The sequence below is a fragment of the Streptomyces sp. NPDC059002 genome (genome assembly GCF_042740435.1).
In the GTDB taxonomy this organism is placed as follows: Bacteria; Actinomycetota; Actinomycetes; order Streptomycetales; family Streptomycetaceae; genus Streptomyces.
In genome coordinates this window covers 76,666-95,818 of sequence record NZ_JBHYJI010000035.1, presented here as the reverse complement: position 1 = coordinate 95,818, position 19,153 = coordinate 76,666, and the positions used below count along the sequence as shown (strand labels likewise).

General features: G+C 70.6%; 17 protein-coding genes and 1 pseudogene. 10 read left to right on the top strand and 8 right to left on the bottom strand.

Translation table 11 applies throughout. The features are described from left to right. Positions 1 to 39: 39 nt before the first annotated feature. Both ACFWZ2_RS27800 and ACFWZ2_RS27795 read left to right on the top strand, forming a co-directional pair. Positions 40 to 864, top strand: a pseudogene (locus ACFWZ2_RS27800) (hypothetical protein); the annotation flags it as partial. A gap of 60 nt (positions 865 to 924) precedes the next feature. Then, positions 925 to 3,522 carry a hypothetical protein gene (locus tag ACFWZ2_RS27795; protein WP_384550201.1) on the top strand — a complete coding sequence of 866 codons (2,598 nt, stop codon included), beginning with the start codon at positions 925 to 927 and terminating at the stop codon, positions 3,520 to 3,522. A gap of 48 nt (positions 3,523 to 3,570) precedes the next feature. Here the strand turns inward: ACFWZ2_RS27795 and ACFWZ2_RS27790 are convergent, their stop codons facing one another. Beyond that, entirely contained in the window at positions 3,571 to 3,942 is a 372-nt protein-coding gene (locus tag ACFWZ2_RS27790) for a YbjQ family protein (protein WP_384550183.1), read from the bottom strand. Between the two features lie 139 nt (positions 3,943 to 4,081). On the opposite strand from ACFWZ2_RS27790, the gene ACFWZ2_RS27785 reads away from it, so the two are divergent. After that, positions 4,082 to 4,774 (top strand): DedA family protein, encoded by a 693-nt coding sequence (locus ACFWZ2_RS27785; RefSeq protein WP_384550182.1) that lies wholly within the window; start codon positions 4,082 to 4,084, stop codon positions 4,772 to 4,774. 15 nt (positions 4,775 to 4,789) lie between these two features. On the opposite strand, the gene ACFWZ2_RS27780 is transcribed toward ACFWZ2_RS27785, so the two are convergent. Then, complete coding sequence (locus ACFWZ2_RS27780; RefSeq protein ID WP_384550180.1) at positions 4,790 to 6,463, bottom strand: threonine/serine exporter ThrE family protein; 1,674 nt, start codon at positions 6,461 to 6,463, stop codon at positions 4,790 to 4,792. A 145-nt stretch (positions 6,464 to 6,608) separates the two neighbouring features. After that, positions 6,609 to 7,100, bottom strand: a complete 492-nt coding sequence (locus ACFWZ2_RS27775; protein WP_384550179.1) for an inorganic diphosphatase — start codon at positions 7,098 to 7,100, stop codon at positions 6,609 to 6,611. An 85-nt stretch (positions 7,101 to 7,185) separates the two neighbouring features. On the opposite strand from ACFWZ2_RS27775, the gene dacB reads away from it, so the two are divergent. From dacB to ACFWZ2_RS27740, 7 genes are all read left to right on the top strand, one after another. Next, on the top strand, positions 7,186 to 8,703 hold the full coding sequence (gene dacB / locus ACFWZ2_RS27770) for a D-alanyl-D-alanine carboxypeptidase/D-alanyl-D-alanine-endopeptidase (protein WP_384550177.1): 1,518 nt from the start codon (positions 7,186 to 7,188) through the stop codon (positions 8,701 to 8,703). 145 nt (positions 8,704 to 8,848) lie between these two features. Then, positions 8,849 to 9,970, top strand: a complete 1,122-nt coding sequence (locus tag ACFWZ2_RS27765; RefSeq protein WP_384550175.1) for a zinc-dependent metalloprotease — start codon at positions 8,849 to 8,851, stop codon at positions 9,968 to 9,970. A gap of 235 nt (positions 9,971 to 10,205) precedes the next feature. Beyond that, positions 10,206 to 11,237: a tRNA lysidine(34) synthetase TilS gene (gene tilS, locus ACFWZ2_RS27760; protein WP_384550173.1), complete on the top strand. Its 1,032-nt coding sequence runs from the start codon at positions 10,206 to 10,208 to the stop codon at positions 11,235 to 11,237. 53 nt (positions 11,238 to 11,290) lie between these two features. Then, positions 11,291 to 11,851, top strand: coding sequence for a hypoxanthine phosphoribosyltransferase (gene hpt, locus ACFWZ2_RS27755; protein ID WP_055565725.1), 561 nt, complete (start codon positions 11,291 to 11,293; stop codon positions 11,849 to 11,851). A 184-nt stretch (positions 11,852 to 12,035) separates the two neighbouring features. Next, complete coding sequence (gene ftsH / locus ACFWZ2_RS27750) at positions 12,036 to 14,060, top strand: ATP-dependent zinc metalloprotease FtsH (protein ID WP_384550171.1); 2,025 nt, start codon at positions 12,036 to 12,038, stop codon at positions 14,058 to 14,060. A 144-nt stretch (positions 14,061 to 14,204) separates the two neighbouring features. Further along, positions 14,205 to 14,810, top strand: coding sequence for a GTP cyclohydrolase I FolE (gene folE / locus ACFWZ2_RS27745; protein WP_384550169.1), 606 nt, complete (start codon positions 14,205 to 14,207; stop codon positions 14,808 to 14,810). A 102-nt stretch (positions 14,811 to 14,912) separates the two neighbouring features. Then, positions 14,913 to 15,932 (top strand): aldo/keto reductase, encoded by a 1,020-nt coding sequence (locus tag ACFWZ2_RS27740; protein WP_384550167.1) that lies wholly within the window; start codon positions 14,913 to 14,915, stop codon positions 15,930 to 15,932. 57 nt (positions 15,933 to 15,989) lie between these two features. Here ACFWZ2_RS27740 and ACFWZ2_RS27735 read toward each other — a convergent pair whose 3' ends face one another. The 5 genes from ACFWZ2_RS27735 to folP form a co-directional block, all read right to left on the bottom strand. Continuing rightward, positions 15,990 to 16,475, bottom strand: coding sequence for a DUF3180 domain-containing protein (locus tag ACFWZ2_RS27735; RefSeq protein WP_384550165.1), 486 nt, complete (start codon positions 16,473 to 16,475; stop codon positions 15,990 to 15,992). 91 nt (positions 16,476 to 16,566) lie between these two features. Beyond that, positions 16,567 to 17,178 (bottom strand): 2-amino-4-hydroxy-6-hydroxymethyldihydropteridine diphosphokinase, encoded by a 612-nt coding sequence (gene folK / locus ACFWZ2_RS27730; protein ID WP_384550164.1) that lies wholly within the window; start codon positions 17,176 to 17,178, stop codon positions 16,567 to 16,569. Beyond that, positions 17,175 to 17,534, bottom strand: a complete 360-nt coding sequence (gene folB / locus ACFWZ2_RS27725) for a dihydroneopterin aldolase (RefSeq protein WP_384550162.1) — start codon at positions 17,532 to 17,534, stop codon at positions 17,175 to 17,177. Before folB ends, folK begins: the two co-directional genes overlap by 4 nt. 224 nt (positions 17,535 to 17,758) lie before the next feature. After that, on the bottom strand, positions 17,759 to 18,268 hold the full coding sequence (locus ACFWZ2_RS27720; RefSeq protein WP_384550160.1) for a nuclear transport factor 2 family protein: 510 nt from the start codon (positions 18,266 to 18,268) through the stop codon (positions 17,759 to 17,761). Beyond that, positions 18,265 to 19,137, bottom strand: coding sequence for a dihydropteroate synthase (gene folP, locus ACFWZ2_RS27715; protein WP_384550158.1), 873 nt, complete (start codon positions 19,135 to 19,137; stop codon positions 18,265 to 18,267). Before folP ends, ACFWZ2_RS27720 begins: the two co-directional genes overlap by 4 nt. Positions 19,138 to 19,153 lie beyond the last annotated feature (16 nt).

Sequence of the window (19,153 nt, the reverse complement as noted above, 5' to 3'; positions counted from 1 at the left end):
GACTGCACGCTCACCGCTGGGGAGTACGTCTGTGATGCCGTGGACATCGCGGCTGGTGCGTCGAAGTCGTGGGTGCTGAGCGGCACGCTGGACCCCGACGCGACCACGACCCCGACGAACTCGGTGAAGGTGACCGGCGGCCCGGACCCGAGCGCGTCGGAGCACACGGCCGTGGCGTCCCCGACCGCCTCGCCCGAGAGCCGCGCCTCGCTGACGGTGACGAAGGTGCTGCTGACCTCCCCGGTGGTGCCCGGCGAGCGGATCCAGTGGCGGGTGACCGTCAGGAATGACGGGCCCTCCCGCGCCCGGGACATCGTGATCCGCGACCGGATCCCCGCCGGGGTCACGGACCCCGCGATGAGCGCCGACGCGGACGGGACCGACTGCCCCGTGACGTCCGGTGAGGCGGTGTGCCCGGGGTTCGAGCTGGCGCCGGGTGCGTCGCGGGCGTACACGTTGAGCGGGACGTTGGACCCCGACGCGACGACGACGCCGTCGAACTCGGTGAAGGTGACGGGGGGTCCGGACCCGAGCGCGTCGGAGCGTACGGCCGGGGCGTCGCCGACCGCCTCGCCGGAGAGCCGTGCCTCGTTGACGGTGACGAAGGTGCTGCTGATTTCCCCGGTCGTGCCCGGCGGGAAGATCGGGTGGCGGGTGACCGTCGGGAACGGTGGGCCGTCGCGGGCCCGGAACGTCGTGGTGAAGGACGCCGTTCCGGACGGGGTGCTGCGGCCCTCGATGGAGGGTGATTCGGTCTGCACGCGGTCGGGTGCCGAGTTCACGTGTGGTGCGGTGGAGATTCCGGCCGGTGGGTCGAAGTCCTGGACGTTGAGCGGGACGTTGGACCCCGACGCCACGACGACGCCGACGAACTCCGTGAAGGTGACGGGAGGTCCGGACCCGAGCGCGTCGGAGCGCACGGCCGTGGCGTCGCCGACCGCCTCGCCCGAGGGGCGTGCGTCGCTGACCGTGAGCAAGGTGCTGCTGACCTCCCCGGTGGTGCCCGGTGAGCGGATCCAGTGGAAGGTGACGGTCACCAATGACGGGCCGTCGCGGGCGCGTGACGTGGTGGTGCGGGACACCGTCCCGAGCGGAGTCAAGAAGCCTTCGATGGGCGGGAGTTCACCGTGTGCGCTCGCTTCCGGCGAGTTCACCTGCGGGGCCGTGGACATCGCGGTCGGCGAGTCCAAGTCGTGGACGCTGAGCGGCACGCTCGACCCGGCGGCGAGCAAGGTCCCGGACAACACGGTCACGGTGACCGGCGGCCCCGACCCGGCCACGCCGACCCACACCGTGGTGGCGACCGCGACCGGGACCCCCTCGCCCCGGACCTCGCTCACCGTCTCCAAGGTGCTCGTCACCTCGCCGGTGCTGCCCGGCGGCCGCGTCGAGTGGCGGATCACGGTGAAGAACGACGGCCCGTCCGACGCCTCGTCGGTCAGCGTGGTGGAGAAGGTGCCCGACGGCGTGCGGGACGCGAGGATGACCGGCGGCACGGAGGAGTGCGGCTCCTTCGGCAGCGGCGCCTTCCTGTGCACGGAGAACATCGCGGCGGGCGCGAGCGTCACCTGGACGCTGTCCGGCACCCTCGACCCCAAGGCCAAGGAGGCCCCGGCGAACGCCGTGACGATGATCGAGGGCCCCATCCCGCGCAACACCATCACCGGCGCCACCGCCTCAGCGGATCCCGTCCCCGCGCAGGGCATCGCGATCTCCAAGAAGGCCGACCACACGTCGGTCGGCGCGACGGGCACGGTGACGTACACCGTCACGGTCGCCAACATCGGGGGCAATGACGTCGCGGGCGTACGCGTCGTCGACGACCTCACCGGTGTGCTCGACGACGCCACGTACAACGGGGACGCGAAGGCGTCGAGCGGTACGACGGACTACGCCGAGCCCAGGCTGACCTGGACCGGCGACATCGCACGCGGCAAGAAGGCGACCTTCACGTACAGCGTGACCGTCCCGGAGAAGCTGCCCGCGGGCGGCGACAGGAACCTCGTCAACACGGTCTCCAGCGACGTGCCGGGCGGCAACTGCCCGGCAGGCTCCCCGGAGCCGGAGTGCACGGTGACGGTCGGCGTCAGCGACCTGTCCCTGCGCAAGTCCGCGAGCCCGCGCCTGCCGAAGCCGGGCGAGAAGGTCACGTACACGGTCGAGGTACGCAACGGAGGCACCGCCCCGTACCGCGACTACGCCTTCAGCGACGACCTCTCCGGCGTGCTGGACGACGCCGAGTGGAACGGCGACGCGACGGCCTCCTCGGGCCCCGCACCGGCCTTCGACGCCCGGGGCAGGAAGCTGACGTGGACGGGCGACGTTCCGGCGGGCGGGACGGTCACCTTCACCTACTCGGTCACCGCCGACCGGCTCCCGCGCGGCGACGCCCACCTGAAGAACCGCGTCACCTCGGCCGAACCGGGCGCCAACTGCCCGCAGGGTGCCGCCAAGCCGGGCCCCGAGTGCCTCACGGGCGGCGGACTGCCGCGGCTGCGCGTCGAGCAGCACGCGGACGGGGCGGCCGCCCGCAGGGGCGAGCGGGTCGCGTACGTCGCCACGATCACCAACACCGGCAAGGCGCCCGCCGACAACCCCGTCTTCCTCATCGGCCTCGACGACATCACCGACGACGCGGTCCTCCTGGCGGACCTCTCCGCCGACCGGGGCACGGCACGGGTCGTCGACAAGGTGGAGCGAGCCGGGGGCAGGGCGGCGACCAGGGCAGGGGCCGTGCGGGCCGCCGCCCCGCACACGTACGAGAAGCTGATCCGGTGGGAGCACGGCGAGCTGGCACCCGGCCAGACGGCCACCGTTCGCTACTCCGTCGAGGTCAAGCACAAGGACCACAAGAACCTGATCCTGGCCTCCTACATGTGGACGCCCTTCCACCCCAGCAACTGCCCGACGGACACGCACACCCGCCCGGAGTGCAGGGTCGCCACCCGCGTGTCGCTCCTCGACTTCAAGAAGTCGGTGCTCAGCGGCACGTCCCCGAAGCCGGGCGAGCGGGTGACGTACACCGTCGAGATCACCAACAAGGGCACCGTCGACTTCCCGGACGCGGGCTTCACCGACGACCTGAGCAGGGTCCTCGACGACGCCACGTACAACGGAGACGCCCGCGCGAGCACCGGGAGCGTGTCCTACGCGGCCCCCACGCTCAGCTGGCGGGGCACGGTCCCCGCGGGAGGCCGGGCCACCGTCACGTACTCCTTCACGGTCAAGAAGGCACCCGGCGACCGCACCCTGAGGAACGGCATCGCCGCGACCGGCCCCGGCACCAACTGCCCGCCGGGCTCGACCGACCCGGACTGCCACGTGGTCGGCCCGACGGTCACGATCCCGCCGGAGCCGAGCCCGACGCCAAGCCCGACGGTCCTGCCGCCCACCGGCACCGGCGACAACAGCACGGGCCTGGGCATCGCGGCAGCGGTGATCGCACTCATCGGCCTGGGCCTCGTCGTGGCGGCAAGGGCCCGCGGGCGTGGCCCCAGGACACGGGGACGCCGACACGTGTAGGGGGTGGGGGTGGCCGGACACGACCACCCCCACCACGACTACTGACCGCTACTGCTGCTGCTGCTCGATCACGACCGCCGTCCCGTACGCGCAGACCTCCGCGGCCCCGTCCAGCGCCTCGGTGACGTCGAAGCGGAACATCAGGACGGCATTGGCGCCACGCGCGCGTGCCTGCTCGATGAGGCGCTCCATGGCCTGGTTCCTGGTCTCCACGAGCGTCTTGGTGAGGCCCTTGAGCTCGCCGCCGATCATGGACTTCAGACCCGCGCCGATCTGGCTGCCGAGGTGCCGGGACCGGACGGTGAGGCCGAAGACCTCGCCGATCACGCGGGTCACCCGGAATCCCGGTACGTCATTCGTGGTCACGACCAGTACGTCGGACTGGGGGTTCAGACCCCCGCCGAAATCTTCGATACCCATGGCACACAGCTTTGTCCCAGTTGTCGCACAGTGCACCCTGGGAAGGACGGTGGAACCTGGTCGGACCATCTCGCGTTGATAGCTTTGGGCGGCTGCACCCGCCGCCGCACCGCCCCCTCACCCCCAGGAGCCCGGAACCGTGACGACGCTTGCGCTCGGACCAAGCTGGCTGGATCCGGATTACCTGCTGAACCAGTTCGGCCTCTGGGGCCTCCTGGTGATCGTCTTCGCCGAGTCGGGCCTGCTGATCGGCTTCTTCCTGCCGGGTGACTCGCTGCTGTTCACCACGGGCCTGCTGATCACCACGAACAAGCTGGACACCCCGCTGTGGCTGGCCTGCCTGCTGATCTGTCTCGCCGCGATCCTCGGCGACCAGGCGGGCTATCTCTTCGGCAAGAAGGTCGGCCCCTCGCTCTTCAACCGCCCGGACTCCAAGCTCTTCAAGCAGGAGAACGTGGTCAAGGCGCACGACTTCTTCGAGAAGTACGGCCCGAAGTCCCTGGTCCTGGCCCGCTTCGTGCCCATCGTGCGGACGTTCACGCCGATCATCGCGGGCGTCTCCGGCATGCGGTACCGCTCGTTCATCACGTTCAACATCATCGGCGGCGTCCTGTGGGGCGCGGGCGTGACGCTGCTCGGCGCCTGGCTGGGCAACATCGAGTTCGTGCACAAGAACATCGAGGCGATCCTCATCCTGATCGTCCTCGTCTCGGTGGTCCCGATCGCCATCGAGTTCCTGCGGGCGCGCAGCAAGTCCAAGAAGGCGGGCGCCGCCGAGGGCAGCACCCCGGGCACGCCCCCGGCCCAGCGCGGCCGCCACGCGAAGCGCTAGTCGCTTCGCGTACGCCTAGAAGCCGCGCGTCCGCTTGGCCGCACGGCGATTCGCCGCAGACGTGGCGCCCGGCACCTTCAGGATCAGCCGGGACACCTCGCTCCCCAGGTTCACGCCGATCGCGATGGCCAGCGCCGTCGCGACGGCCTTGGTGAGCGAGTTGATGCCCGTGTTCAGGTCGTTCTGCGCGAGGGCGAGCAGCCCGAAGTACGTCGCGCTGCCGGGAAGCAGCGGACCGATCGCCGCTGTCACGTACGGCAGTGAGGACGCGAACCGGTAGCGCGAGAAGAGCTGCCCGAACAGGCCCACGAGACCGGCCGCGATGGCCGTCGCCGCGACGGGCGAGAGCTCCAGCGGGGTCTGCGCGAGGGCACCGAACATCACCCAGGCGATGCCGCCGTTGAGGGTCACGATCAGCACGGTGTTGCGTTCCTGCTGGAGCAGGATCGCGAAGGCGAGACTCAGCGCCATCGACGCCAGGATCTGGATCACGGGCCGCGACGAGGTCACCCCGAACTTGGTCTCCGGAGTCAGGTTCGTCGCGTCCAGCATCACGCCGAGCGAGAGCACGAGCAGTACGCCGCAGACGATGCCCACGATGAGGTACATGACCTCCAGGAGGCGCGCGGCGGCGGTGATGTAGTAGCCGGTCAGGCCGTCCTGCACACCGGCCACCAGGGCCCGCCCGGGGATCAGCGCGAACAGCCCACCGGTGATGACCGCGGAGGCCATGGACGCCTCCGTGTGCGAGAAGCTGAGCGCCACACCCATCAGGGCGGGCGGCATCGCGGCGCCCACGAACTGGTAGAACTCCGGCAGCCCGCGCCCCGCGCACAGCCAGGCGAGCCGGTCGCCGAGCATCGCGCCGAAAGCGGCCACTACGAAGACGAGCGCCCCACCGCCGACGAGCACGGACGCGGAGCCCGCGAGCAGCCCGCTGGCCGCCGTGAGCGCCCAGCCCGGGTAGGGGTGGCGGTTGCGTCGGATCCCCGCGAGACGGCGGTAGGCCTCCTCCAGGGAGACGTCGATGTCCGGGTCGCTGATGTCGTCGACCAGGTGGAAGACGGCCGCGAGCCGGGTGTAGTCGGTGCCCCGGCGGCGTACCGTCCTGGAGGCCGTGACGGGGTCGTCCACGAGCGAGGGCTGGTGGGAGATCGACAGGAGCGTGAACGTCACGTTCGGCTCGCAGCGGTCCAGGCCGTAGGACCGGCAGACGGCGAACATGGCCGCCTCCACGTCCTCGGCGCCCTCACCGCCGGCGAGCAGCAGCTCCCCGATGCGCAGCGTCAGGTCGAGCACGCGGGGCACGGCGGGCCCGGTCTCGTCCTCCTGCTTCTGCGCGGGCTCCGGGGCGGGCCGCTCGGCGACCGGCATCCGCAGCATCGTGCGCATCTGGTCCTGCCAGGGGATCTCCTTGGTGAGCTTCACCAGGGGGATGCCCTGCGCGGGCGTGAAGGCCTGCGGAGCGTTGCGGGCGCTGTAGGTGTGCGGCGTGGTGAACGCCGACTTCTCGGTCTCCTGCGTCGTCGACGACGGGGTGGCGAGGCCCGTGGGGACCGCGAACTCCGACGTGGTCTGCGACTCGTCTTCGGGGGCGGGTGTCTGCGGGGCCACGCCGCTGGGCTGCACGAAGGCGCTGCGGGCCTCGTCCGACTGCGGCTTGCGGTCCTCGGCCTCCTGGTCGGCCACTCCTCGCCTCACTCCTCGTACGACGTGTGCGCACCCTCCGTACGCCAGTATGAGCACAGATCCGTACGTCAGTATGGGCACAGATACGCGAACGGGCCGCGTGATCCGGATGTCGGATCACGCGGCCCGTGCCGAGGCCGGAGGCTCAGTGGCCGCCCTGCGCCTCGAAGCGCTTGTACGACTTCTCGATCTCGGCCTCGGCGTCCGAACGGCCGACCCAGTCGGCGCCCTCGACGGACTTGCCGGGCTCCAGGTCCTTGTAGACCTCGAAGAAGTGCTGGATCTCCAGGCGGTCGAACTCGGAGACGTGGTGGATGTCGCGCAGGTGCTCCACGCGCGGGTCCGACGCCGGGACGCAGAGCAGCTTGTCGTCGCCGCCCGCCTCGTCGGTCATCCGGAACATGCCGATCGCGCGGCACTTGATGAGGCAGCCCGGGAAGGTCGGCTCGTCCAGGATGACGAGGGCGTCCAGCGGGTCACCGTCCTCGCCGAGGGTGTTCTCGACGAAGCCGTAGTCCGCGGGGTAGCTGGTCGACGTGAAGAGGCGACGGTCCAGACGGATCCGGCCGGTCTCGTGGTCCACCTCGTACTTGTTCCGCGAACCCTTCGGAATCTCGATGGTGACGTCGAACTCCACGGGTGGCTCCTCCATGATCAGCACATACTTCGGGTGATTAAGTGTCCCTCACGCAGATGTGTGATCGCGAAAGGGGCTGGACGTCGTGCCGGAGCTCAAGCCTTGGCAGCGGCCTCGGCAGCTGTGGAGACAGCTGCCCAAGCCTTCTGCCGTCAAGCTCCCCCGGGTTTCGGGGAAGCTCAAGACCTGGCAGCTCACGGCGGGTGCCGCCACCGTCGGCCTGGCGATCTCGGCCGGGGCGGTGGCCGCGGCCGGCCCTTGGGACTCCTCCGGCCAGCGTACGGCCGAGCGGGACTGGGCCGCTTCCCAGGAGGCCGGGGGTGGCGCAGATCACGGAGGGCGTACGCCGGGCAGGACCGCCCCGAGCGCCCCTTCCGTGCTCGCCGGACTGGGCGCTCCCGCGGGCAAGGCGCCCGCGCCGACGGGCCGCGCCCTCGCGGACGTCCTCGATCCGATCATGAAGGATCCGGCGCTCGGCCCGAAGAGCTCGGCCGTCGTCGTGGACGCCGCCTCCGGGAAGCGCGTCTACGACAAGGGCGCGGGCAATCTCCTGACGCCCGCGTCCACGATCAAGATCGCCACGGCGGTCGCGGCACTGACCTCGGTGGGCCCCGACCACCGCATCACCACGAAGACGGTGATCGAGCCCGACTCCAAGGACGTCGTCCTGGTCGGCGGCGGCGACCCCACGCTCACCGCCCGCAAGGACGGCAGGTACACCGACACCGCCGCGAGCCTGCGCACCCTCGCCGAGGACACCGCACGCGCCCTGAAGGCCCGCGACATCGACGAGGTGACCCTTTCGTACGACACGTCGCTGTACTCCGGGCCGCCGCTGCACCCCATCAGCCCGAACGAGAACATCACGCCCGTCAGCGCCCTGATGATCGACGAGGGCCGCCTCGACGACTCCGCGAGCGGCCCCGCCCCGCGCACCACGGACCCGGCGGGCGACGCCGTGCGGAAGTTCGCGGACCTCCTCAAGGACCACGGCATCACGACGAAGCCGGACCCGGGACCCTCCAAGGCGTCGGGCCGCGCCGAGTCCCTCGCCAAGGTCGAGTCGCCGCCGCTGGCCTTCCTGGTCGAGCGGATGCTGACGAACAGCGACAACGACATCGGCGAGCACCTGGCCCGCCAGACCGCGCTCGCCGCGAAGGAGCCCGCAAGCTTCGACGGCGCCGACAAGGCCACCCGCGCCCTGCTCCGCAAGCTCGAACTCCCGGTCGGCGACGCCAAGTTCGCCGACGGCAGCGGCCTGGACCGCTCCGACCGGGCCTCCGCCGAACTCCTCGCCGAACTCCTGGACCGCGCGGCCGACCCCGGCCACCCCGAGCTGCGCTCCGTCCTGACGGGCCTGCCCATCGCCGGCTTCACCGGCACCCTCGTCGACCGCTACCCCAAGGACTCCCCGGGCACCGGCGTCGTACGCGCCAAGACCGGCACCCTCACCGGCGTGAACACCCTCTCCGGCACGGTCGTCGACGCCGACGGCCGCCTCCTCGTCTTCGCCTTCATGGCATCGGGCACCACAGACGCGAAGACGGCCCAGCAGGCCCTGGACCGCATGGCATCGACGGTGGCGAACTGCGGCTGCAGATGAGAGCGCCCCGTCAGGGGCGCGGGGAACTGCGCGCCCAGCCCCCTCCGACCCGCAGACGAAAGAGAATCCCCTAGGGGCCCATCCCAGGGGCAACCTGGGGCCCCAACCCCCTCCGCCGAGGGGACCGACCACGTACCGTTGACGCATGACGAGCATCGGTGGTGCCGAGATGGTCGACTGGAATCTCGCGGTGGCGACCGCGACCCGGCTCGTGCGGCCGGGCCCAGAGGTGAGCAGGGACGAGGCGCGCGCCGTCGTCGCGGAGCTCCGCAGGCACGCCAAGTCCTCGGAGGAGCACGTCCGTTCCTTCACCCGGATGGGCACGGACGAGATCCACGACACCCCCGTGCTCGTGGTGGACCGCGCAGGCTGGGTCCGGGCGAACGTGGCGGGCTTCCGCGAGCTCCTCAAGCCCCTCCTGGAGAAGATGCAGGACCGCCGCGGCTCGGGCCCCGGCGGCGCCGTGCTCGGCGCGGTCGGCGGCAAGGTGACGGGCGTGGAGCTGGGCATGCTCCTGTCCTTCCTGGCCTCCCGCGTCCTCGGCCAGTACGAGACCTTCGCCCCGGCCACCCGCGACCTCCCCGCGGGGGCGAACGGCGGCGGCAGGCTCCTCCTCGTCGCGCCGAACATCGTGCACGTCGAGCGCGAACTGGACGTGGACCCGCACGACTTCAGGCTCTGGGTCTGCCTCCACGAGGAGACCCACCGCACCCAGTTCTCCGCCGTCCCCTGGCTCCGCGACCATCTCGAAGGCGAGATCCAGTCGTTCCTCGGCGAGACCGAGGTCGACCCCATGACGGTCCTCGAGCGCGTCAGGGAGGCCGCCCAGTCGCTGGCGGGCGGCCGCCCCGAGGGCGAGGAGGACGACGGCGGACGCTCCCTCGTCGAGCTGGTGCAGACCCCCGCCCAGCGCGAGATCCTCGCCCGTCTGACCGCCGTGATGTCCCTCCTGGAGGGGCACGCGGACTTCGTGATGGACGGCGTGGGCCCCGACGTGGTGCCGTCCGTCGCCGAGATCAGGGAGAAGTTCAAGGAGCGGCGGGCCCGCGGGGCGAGCCGCCTGGACCAGGCGCTGCGCAAGCTCCTGGGCCTCGACGCGAAATTGCGCCAATATCGCGACGGCGAGCGCTTCGTGCGCGCGGTCGTGGACGAGGTCGGCATGGACGGCTTCAACCGCGTCTGGACCTCCCCGAACACACTGCCCACCAAGGCGGAGATCGCCAAACCGGCGGACTGGGTCGCGAGGGTGCACCGTAAGGGAGACTGAGGGACCGGATGCGGCCGATGGCAGGAGAACGCCCCCGCAATCACCCTTCCGAGGGACCGTAGGCAATGGGTAGGCGTGCAATGCTCGGGGAACGGCTCGGCTCTGTCACCATCGACACACTCTGAGTGACCGAACTCGAGGGAAGGAAGGGCCCCGGTGGGCCCCGAGTGTCCCGAGTGGGTCCTGAGTGATTGATCCGAGGCTCACCCCCCGAACTTCATGAAGGGAACCGGACATGGGTCCCCATCCTGCGGTCGCGGCGATACGCCTGGCGGTCCGCCGCGTACTCCACGACGTACTGACCGACGTACAGCGCAGCTCCGAGAAAGACCCCCCACCCTCACACGAGCAGGCACCGCCGCTCGTGCTCGTCGCGTGCTCCGGCGGCGCCGACTCCATGGCGCTCGCCTCCGCACTCGCCTTCGAAGCCCCCAAGCTCGGCATCCGCGCCGGCGGTGTCACCGTCGACCACGGCCTGCAGCCGGGCTCGGACCTGCGCGCCGCCGAGGTCGTCGTGCGCCTCACCGCGCTCGGCCTGGCCCCGGTCGAGGCCGTCGCCGTGGATGTGGGCCGCGACGGAGGCCCCGAGGCCGCCGCCCGCGACGCCCGCTACGCAGCCCTGGATGCCGCCGCCGAACGGCATTCAGCAGCCGCCGTCCTGCTCGGTCACACCCGTGACGATCAGGCCGAAACCGTCCTGCTCGGCCTCGCCCGCGGCTCCGGGATCCGCTCCCTGTCCGGAATGGCCGCGACCTCGGGGGTCGCGGGCCGCTACCGGCGCCCCTTCCTGCACATCGACCGGCAGACCGCCCGCAAGGCCTGCATGGTCCAGTCGCTGCCCGTCTGGGACGACCCGCACAACACCGACCCGGCGTACACCCGGTCCCGGCTGCGCCACGAGGGCCTGCCCGCCCTGGAGAAGGCGCTCGGCAAGGGAGTCGTCGAGGCCCTCGCCCGGACGGCCCAGCTGTCCCGTGACGATGCCGACGCGCTCGACACGTGGGCCGCCCAGGCCGAGACGACCGTGCGCGACGCCGCGGGCCTCCTGGAGTGCGCCAAGCTCTACGCGCTGCCGCCCGCCGTGCGCCGCCGCATCGTGCGCCGGGCCGCCATCGACGCGGGCGCGCCCGCGGGTTCCCTGTTCGCCCGGCACATCGAAGAGGTCGACCGTCTGATCACCGGCTGGCGCGGCCAGGGAGCCATCAACCTCCCGGGCAAAGTCGTGGCCCAGCGCCAGGGTGGCAGACTGGTGATCCGGCAAGGCTGACGAGAGACCGTGCTCATTGCGGGTCCAGTCGGCCGGTGGGACGACCGAAAGTGATGCGGGTGGACGCGAAAGACATGGGCACCGACCTCAAGTCGGTGCTCATCACCAAGGAAGAGATCGACGCGAAGCTGGCCGAGCTGGCCGCGAAGGTCGATGCGGAGTACGCGGGCAAGGACCTGCTGATCGTCGGCGTCCTCAAGGGCGCCGTGATGGTCATGGCGGACCTGGCGCGTGCGCTGTCCACCCCCGTCACGATGGACTGGATGGCCGTGTCGTCGTACGGCGCGGGCACGCAGTCCTCGGGTGTCGTACGGATCCTCAAGGACCTGGACACCGACATCAAGGGCAAGCACGTCCTGATCGTCGAGGACATCATCGACTCCGGTCTGACGCTGTCCTGGCTCCTTTCCAACCTCGGCTCGCGCGAGCCCGCCTCCCTCGAGGTGTGCACGCTGCTCCGCAAGCCGGAGGCCGCGAAGGTCGCGATCGACGTGAAGTGGATCGGCTTCGACATCCCGAACGAGTTCGTCGTGGGCTACGGCCTCGACTTCGCCGAGAAGTACCGCAACCTCCCGTTTGTCGGAACGCTCGCTCCGCACGTCTACGGAGGCTGACGCTCCGTAAGGCCGTGCACGGCGCCGGGGAACCCTCACCCGTTTCCCGCCGTTGGAGCATGCGAAGGCGGGATTGCCAGCCGTCCCGTGCGGCTTCGGGTCACAATGCTGGGGTACCGTCCGAAGAACAGTCTTTATCAAACTCACTATGGCAGGAGGGACGGGGCGTCATCGCTCCGTATGGATGGACGTGAAGCGATACTTCCGTGGGCCAGTCATGTGGATCGTGCTGGCCGTCCTTGCCGTGGTCGTGTTGATGCAGGTCGTCGGCTCGTCCGGTGGCTACAAGACGGTGGACACCGGCCAGGTCGTCCAGGCGATCAACGACAACAAGGTCGAGTCGGCCAAGCTCACCACCGGTGACGAGCAGACCATCAAGGCCGAGCTCAAGGACGGTCAGAAGGTCGAGGGCAGCAGCAAGATCCAGGCGAGCTACATCGGCGACCAGGGCGTCGACCTCGCCAAGACCCTGCAGTCCAAGTACCAGGCGAAGGACATCCCGGACGGTTACACCGTCTCGCCGTCGAAGCAGAACCCGTTCGTCGGAATCCTGCTCTCGCTGCTCCCCTTCGTCCTCATCGTCGTTGTCTTCCTGTTCCTGATGAATCAGATGCAGGGCGGCGGCTCCCGGGTCATGAACTTCGGGAAGTCCAAGGCCAAGCTGATCACCAAGGACACCCCGAAGACGACCTTCGCCGATGTGGCGGGGTCCGACGAGGCCGTCGAGGAGCTCCACGAGATCAAGGAGTTCCTGCAGGAGCCGGCGAAGTTCCAGGCCGTCGGCGCCAAGATCCCCAAGGGCGTGCTCCTCTACGGCCCGCCCGGTACGGGTAAGACGCTGCTCGCCCGTGCCGTCGCCGGTGAGGCCGGGGTGCCGTTCTACTCGATCTCCGGTTCCGACTTCGTCGAGATGTTCGTCGGTGTCGGTGCCTCCCGTGTGCGCGACCTCTTCGAGCAGGCCAAGGCGAACGCCCCGGCGATCGTCTTCGTCGACGAGATCGACGCCGTGGGCCGTCACCGCGGTGCCGGTCTCGGCGGTGGCCACGACGAGCGCGAGCAGACGCTGAACCAGCTGCTCGTCGAGATGGACGGCTTCGACGTGAAGGGCGGCGTCATCCTGATCGCCGCCACGAACCGGCCCGACATCCTCGACCCGGCGCTGCTTCGCCCGGGCCGTTTCGACCGGCAGATCGCCGTCGACCGCCCGGACATGCAGGGCCGTCTGGAGATCCTCAAGGTTCACCAGAAGGGCAAGCCGGTCGCCCCGGACGTCGACCTGGGCGCGGTCGCCCGGCGTACGCCCGGTTTCACCGGTGCCGACCTGTCGAACGTGCTGAACGAAGCGGCGCTCCTGACGGCGCGCAGCGACAAGAAGCTGATCGACAACCACTCGCTCGACGAGGCGATCGACCGTGTCGTGGCGGGCCCGCAGAAGCGGACCCGGATCATGTCCGACAAGGAGAAGAAGATCACCGCGTACCACGAGGGCGGACACGCCCTGGTCGCGGCGGCGTCTCCGAACTCGGACCCGGTCCACAAGATCACGATCCTGTCCCGCGGCCGGGCCCTGGGTTACACCATGGTCCTGCCCGAAGAGGACAAGTACTCGACCACGCGCAACGAAATGCTCGACCAGCTCGCGTACATGCTGGGCGGGCGCGCGGCCGAGGAGCTCGTCTTCCACGACCCGACGACGGGCGCGGCGAACGACATCGAGAAGGCCACGGCCACCGCACGCGCGATGGTCACGCAGTACGGCATGACCGAGCGTCTCGGCGCGATCAAGTTCGGCGGCGACAACACCGAGCCGTTCCTCGGGCGCGAGATGGCGCACCAGCGGGACTACTCGGAAGAGGTCGCCGCGCTGGTCGACGAAGAGGTCAAGAAGCTCATCGAGACCGCGCACAACGAAGCGTGGGAGATCCTCGTCGAGAACCGCGACATCCTCGACAACCTGGTTCTCCAGCTCCTCGAGAAGGAGACCCTCGGCAAGGAGCAGATCGCCGAGGTCTTCGCCGGGATCGTGAAGCGTCCGGCGCGTCCGGCGTGGACCGGCTCCTCGCGGCGTACGCCGTCGACCCGTCCGCCGGTGCTCTCCCCCAAGGAGCTGTCGCTGACGAACGGTGCGAACGGCGCCACCCCCGCGGTGACCGCCGGCACCACGGACCAGCCCATCGAGGTGGCCCCGGAGGACCGCCCCGAGAGCTGATCCCGCGAGCCTCAGCAGGCCCGGAATGGATGCCGCGCCCCCCTGGTTTTAGCCTGGGGGGCGCGGCTTATTTTGTACGCCCGCAGTTGGCAGGCTCACGACCGCGCACAGGCAGGCGCGGGAACGCACAGGAACGAGGCACAGATGACCGACCCCGTGACGCTGGACGGCGAGGGCGCGATCGGTGAGTTCGACGAGAAGCGGGCCGAGAACGCCGTGCGTGAGCTTCTGATCGCCGTGGGGGAGGACCCCGACCGGGAGGGGCTGCGGGAGACCCCGGGGCGCGTCGCGCGCGCGTACAAGGAGATATTCGCCGGACTGTGGCAGAAGCCCGAGGACGTCCTGACGACGACGTTCGACCTCGGTCACGACGAGATGGTCCTGGTGAAGGACATCGAGGTGCAGAGTTCCTGCGAGCACCATCTGGTGCCGTTCCACGGCGTCGCGCACGTCGGCTACATCCCGTCCACGGACGGCAAGATCACCGGCCTGTCGAAGCTGGCCAGGCTCGTGGACGTGTATGCGCGCAGGCCGCAGGTGCAGGAGCGGCTGACCACGCAGATCGCGGACTCCCTGATGGAGATCCTGGAGCCGCGCGGCGTGATCGTGGTCGTCGAGTGCGAGCACATGTGCATGTCGATGCGCGGGGTGCGCAAGCCCGGCGCGAAGACCATCACCTCCGCGGTGCGCGGGCAGTTGCGCGATCCCGCGACGCGCAATGAGGCGATGAGCCTGATCATGGCCCGCTGAGCCGGTCCGGTCCGGGCTGATCGCCCCAACTTCCCTTCCGTGGTTGGTGGTTGGGGCGAGAAGTATTGGACGGCGACGTGCGGTGGCCGAAAGACTGCGTGTATGACGAATTCGAGCAAGGCGCATACGAGCAAGCAGTCGCTGCCCACCCGCAGGCTCGGCGGCCTCGAGGTCTCCGCGCTCGGCTACGGCGCGATGGTGCTCTCCCCGGGGGTGTACGGCGAGATCGACGACGAGCGCGGCGAGCGGGCGCTGCTCGCCGCCGTCGACGCGGGCGCCACGATCATCGACACGGCCGACGGCTACGGGGTCGACGGGCACAACGAACGTCTCGTCGGCCGGGCGTTGCGCGGCCGCCGCGATCAGGTCGCGATAGCCACCAAGTTCGGCTTCCGGCTGCCGGAGGGCGTCGAGCCGCATCCCTTCCCCATCGGGTACGCCTTCGGGGAGCTGGCGGTCAACGGCGACCCCGCGTATGTGCGCGGCTATGCGGAGGCCAGCCTGCGCGGCCTCGGTACGGACTACATCGACCTGTACTACCCGCACTTCCCGGACCCGCAGGTGCCCTTCGAGGACACCGTCGGCGCGGTCGCCGAGCTGATCGAGGCGGGCCTCGTACGGCACCTCGGGCTCTCCAATGTGACGGCCGGGCAGCTGCGGGCCGCGCATGCCGTGCACCCGGTGGCCGCGGTGCAGATCGAGTGGTCCATGTGGAAGCCCGCCGAGCCGGAACTGCTCGCCGCCGCTCGTGAGTTGGGGGTCGGGCTCGTGCCGTGGTCGCCGCTGGGCGCCGGGTTCCTGACCGGCACGGTCGGCAAGGTCGACGAGGGGGACTTCCGGCAGAACGCGCCGCGCTTCGACGCGGCGAACCTGAAGGCGAACAACGACCGCTTCGCGCCCGTGCGGGGCGTCGCGGAGGAGCTGGGCATCACCCCGGCGCAGCTGGCGCTCGCCTGGCTGCTCCACCAGGACCCGAACGTGGTGCCGATCCCCGGCAGTCGTACGCCCCGGCACATCGAGGAGAACCTCGCCGCGGCGCGCGTGGAGCTGGACGCCCAGGTGCTTGCGCGCCTGTCGGGGATCCTCGGGGAGACCGAGATCGAGGGCGGCACGCTGCTGTAGTGGCGGGGCGGCGGCCCGTGGTCGCCCGTGAGCGGCGGGGAGGGCGGTCGGGCCGGGTCAGGCCGCCGAGGCCGTCCCGCCGTCCTCGTCGTCGTCCTCAGGGAGCTTGCAGACCCGCTCCATGAAGAAGGCGGCCGCTATGACGGCGATGCCCATCAGGACGGAGAGCCCGGCGTAGACCGCCTGGTCCCGGCGGGCGGGGATGTCCAGGAATTCGAGCATGAAGGCGCCCACGCCGCCGTACATCCCGGAGACGAGGGCCGCGACCAGGGCGCTGGCCTGGCCGAAGACCACGGCGCGGGCGGCCATCATCGGGTCGACGCCCTTCGCGCCGGGGCGCCGCTCGCGCTGGGCGCGCAGCCGGGACCGCAGCGAGAGCGCCGTCGCGAGCAGCACCACGGCGATCACCGCGAGCACGATCGGCGCGGCCAGCGGAACCCGCGGCAGGGTGCCGACGGAGTCCCACAGCCGGGCGCCCGACCAGGACAGCACTCCGGCCATGACGAAGAGGCCGGCCAGTGTCCTGATGCGCAGTTGCTTCACGGGTGACCCTTCATCGCCTTCATCGCCTGGTCGTCCTGCGGACCGCCGCCCGCCACTGTGGTCGTCGTACGGATCCGTTAGACCCTAACGACTACTCGGGCAGCCGGAGTTCCAGGTCGGCGCGGGGCACGACGCCGTCGCGGCCGATCCCGGCGAGCAGCTCGGCCACCGGGCCGCGTCCGGTCACCTGGGCCTCGGGCTCCACGTCGTGCCAGGGAGCGAGCACGAAGGCACGTTCATGCGCGCGCGGGTGGGGCAGGGTGAGCGTCGGGTCGTCGGAGACCACGTCGGCGTACGCCACGATGTCCACGTCGATCGTGCGCGGGCCCCAGCGCTCGTCGCGGACGCGGTGGAAGGCCTCCTCGACCGCGTGCGCCCGCTCCAGGAGGGAGGCGGGCGGCAGCGTCGTCTTCACCACGACGACCGCGTTGAAGTACGAGGGCTGGCTGCCGGGCTCGACGCCCCACGGCTCGGTCTCGTACACCGGGGAGACGGCCTTGACGCGCAGGCCGGGGGTGTCCTCCAGGGCGTCGATGGCGCCCTGCAGCGTCTCCAGGCGGTTGCCGAGATTGCTGCCGAGGGAGATCACGGCGCGCTTGGGGTTGGACAGGGTGGTGTCCGCGGCGTCGACCTGCTCGACCACGGAGTTGGGCACCGGCTGGACGGTCGGGTCGCTCTGACCCGCTTTGAAAGGCGCAGTCATACTCGGCTCCGGGTGATGGTGACGGTCACGTCGTCGAAGGGAACGGTGATCGGGGCGTCCGGCTTGTGCACGCACACCTCGACCTCCAGGACTCCCTCGTGCTTCAGACACGTCTGGGCGATGCGCTCGGAGAGCGTCTCGATGAGGTCGACGGGCTCGCCCTCGACGACGGCGACGACCTCCTCGGCCACGATTCCGTAGTGCACGGTCTTCGCCAGGTCGTCGTCGGCCGCGGCCGCTCGGGTGTCCAGGCCAAGCACCAGGTCCACGATGAAGGTCTGGCCTTCTTCGCGCTCCCGCGGGTAGACACCGTGGTGCCCGCGGGCCTTGAGGCCGCGCAGCGCGACACGATCCACGCGAATCACTCCTGCAATCGTCGGTATCGGCAGGCCTGCACCGAGTGCGGTCGGCACACCAGCCTCGATCGAATCTACCTGCGAGCACTGACAGCGCTCGCCCGCGGGGCCCGTCGGCCGCCGCGGAGCACGGGGGTCGAGCCGCCTTCCGGCTGCGGCTCGTGGCTGGTAGCCGCCCATACCCGGCAGCCGGTGATCCCAACCACTTCTTCGCGCCTACCCACTCAGGAGGGTGTTTCGTCGCCCTCTTCGTCGTCGGTTTCGGCAAGCACGGGTGACGCGTGGTGTGACCAGAGCTTCCATCCGTCGGGTGTGCGCCGGAACACATTCGTGGCGACCACGAGCTGGCCCACGAGCGGGCCGAGCTCGCCGCCGCCCTCCGGGGGCGGGCCGCCGCTGAGGATGTTCTCGGTGCAGGTCACCAGTGCGGTGTCACCGGCGACGCCGACCTTCAGGTCGGTCAGGAAGAACTGGATGTACTCCGTATTGGCCATGATCAGCGCGTACGACCTGAGGACCTCGCCGCGCCCGGTGAGCACCGGCCAGCCGGGGTGGACGCAGGAGATCGCGTCCGTGTCCGCGCCGTCGCCGTCCGTGTCGTCGGCGGATCCTTCACCGTCCGCGGAGTCCAGCCACAGGTCGGAGACCTCGTCGAAGTCGCCTCGTTCGAGGGCTTCGTAGAAGGCGGTGTTGGCGAGCTCGACCTGTTCGACGTCGGTCTGGGCCCCGGTCACCGGCGGCCGCCCGCGGCGTCCGTGACGGCCTGGGCGACGCGGACGGCGTCGGCCGTCGCCCGCACCTCGTGCACGCGGACCGCCCAGGCGCCCTGGTGGGCGGCGATGGCGGAGACCGCGGCGGTGGCGGCGTCGCGCTCGCGGGCGGGCGGCGGGGCGCCCTCGGGGCCCGCGAGGACCCGGCCGAGGAACCGCTTGCGGGACGCGGCGACCAGGATCGGGTGGCCGAGCTCGCGCAGCCTTTCGAGGCCCGCGAGGAGCGCCAGGTCGTGCTCGGCGTCCTTGGAGAAGCCGAGGCCGGGGTCGACGACGATGCGCTCGGGGGCGATGCCGCCCTCGATGGCGGCCTCCACGCGCGCGTGCAGCTCGTCGACGACTTCGGAGACCACGTCTTCGTAGTGCGGCTTCGCGTGGATGTCGGTGAGGAAGCCCCGCCAGTGCATGACGACGAAGGGGGCCTGCGCGGCGGCGACCGCGGGGACCATGCGCGGGTCGGCGAGGCCACCGCTGACGTCGTTGACCAGGGCGGCGCCCGCGGCGAGCGCCTGCTCGGCGACGGTGGCGCGCATGGTGTCCACGGAGACCGTGACGCCCTCGGCGGCCAGTCCCCGCACGACGGGGATGACGCGCTTCAGCTCTTCGTCCTCGTCCACGCGGGGGGCGCCGGGCCGGGTCGACTCGCCGCCGACGTCGACGAGGTCGGCGCCCTGCGCGACCAGGTCGATGCCGTGCTTGACGGCGGCCGTCGTGTCGAACCAGCGGCCGCCGTCGGAGAAGGAGTCGGGCGTCACGTTCACGACGCCCATGACCGCACAGCGGTCCCACTCCGGCAGCCCCTGGACCGATCCCCGCCCGCGCAACGTACTCATGTGTCCAGCCTAGGCC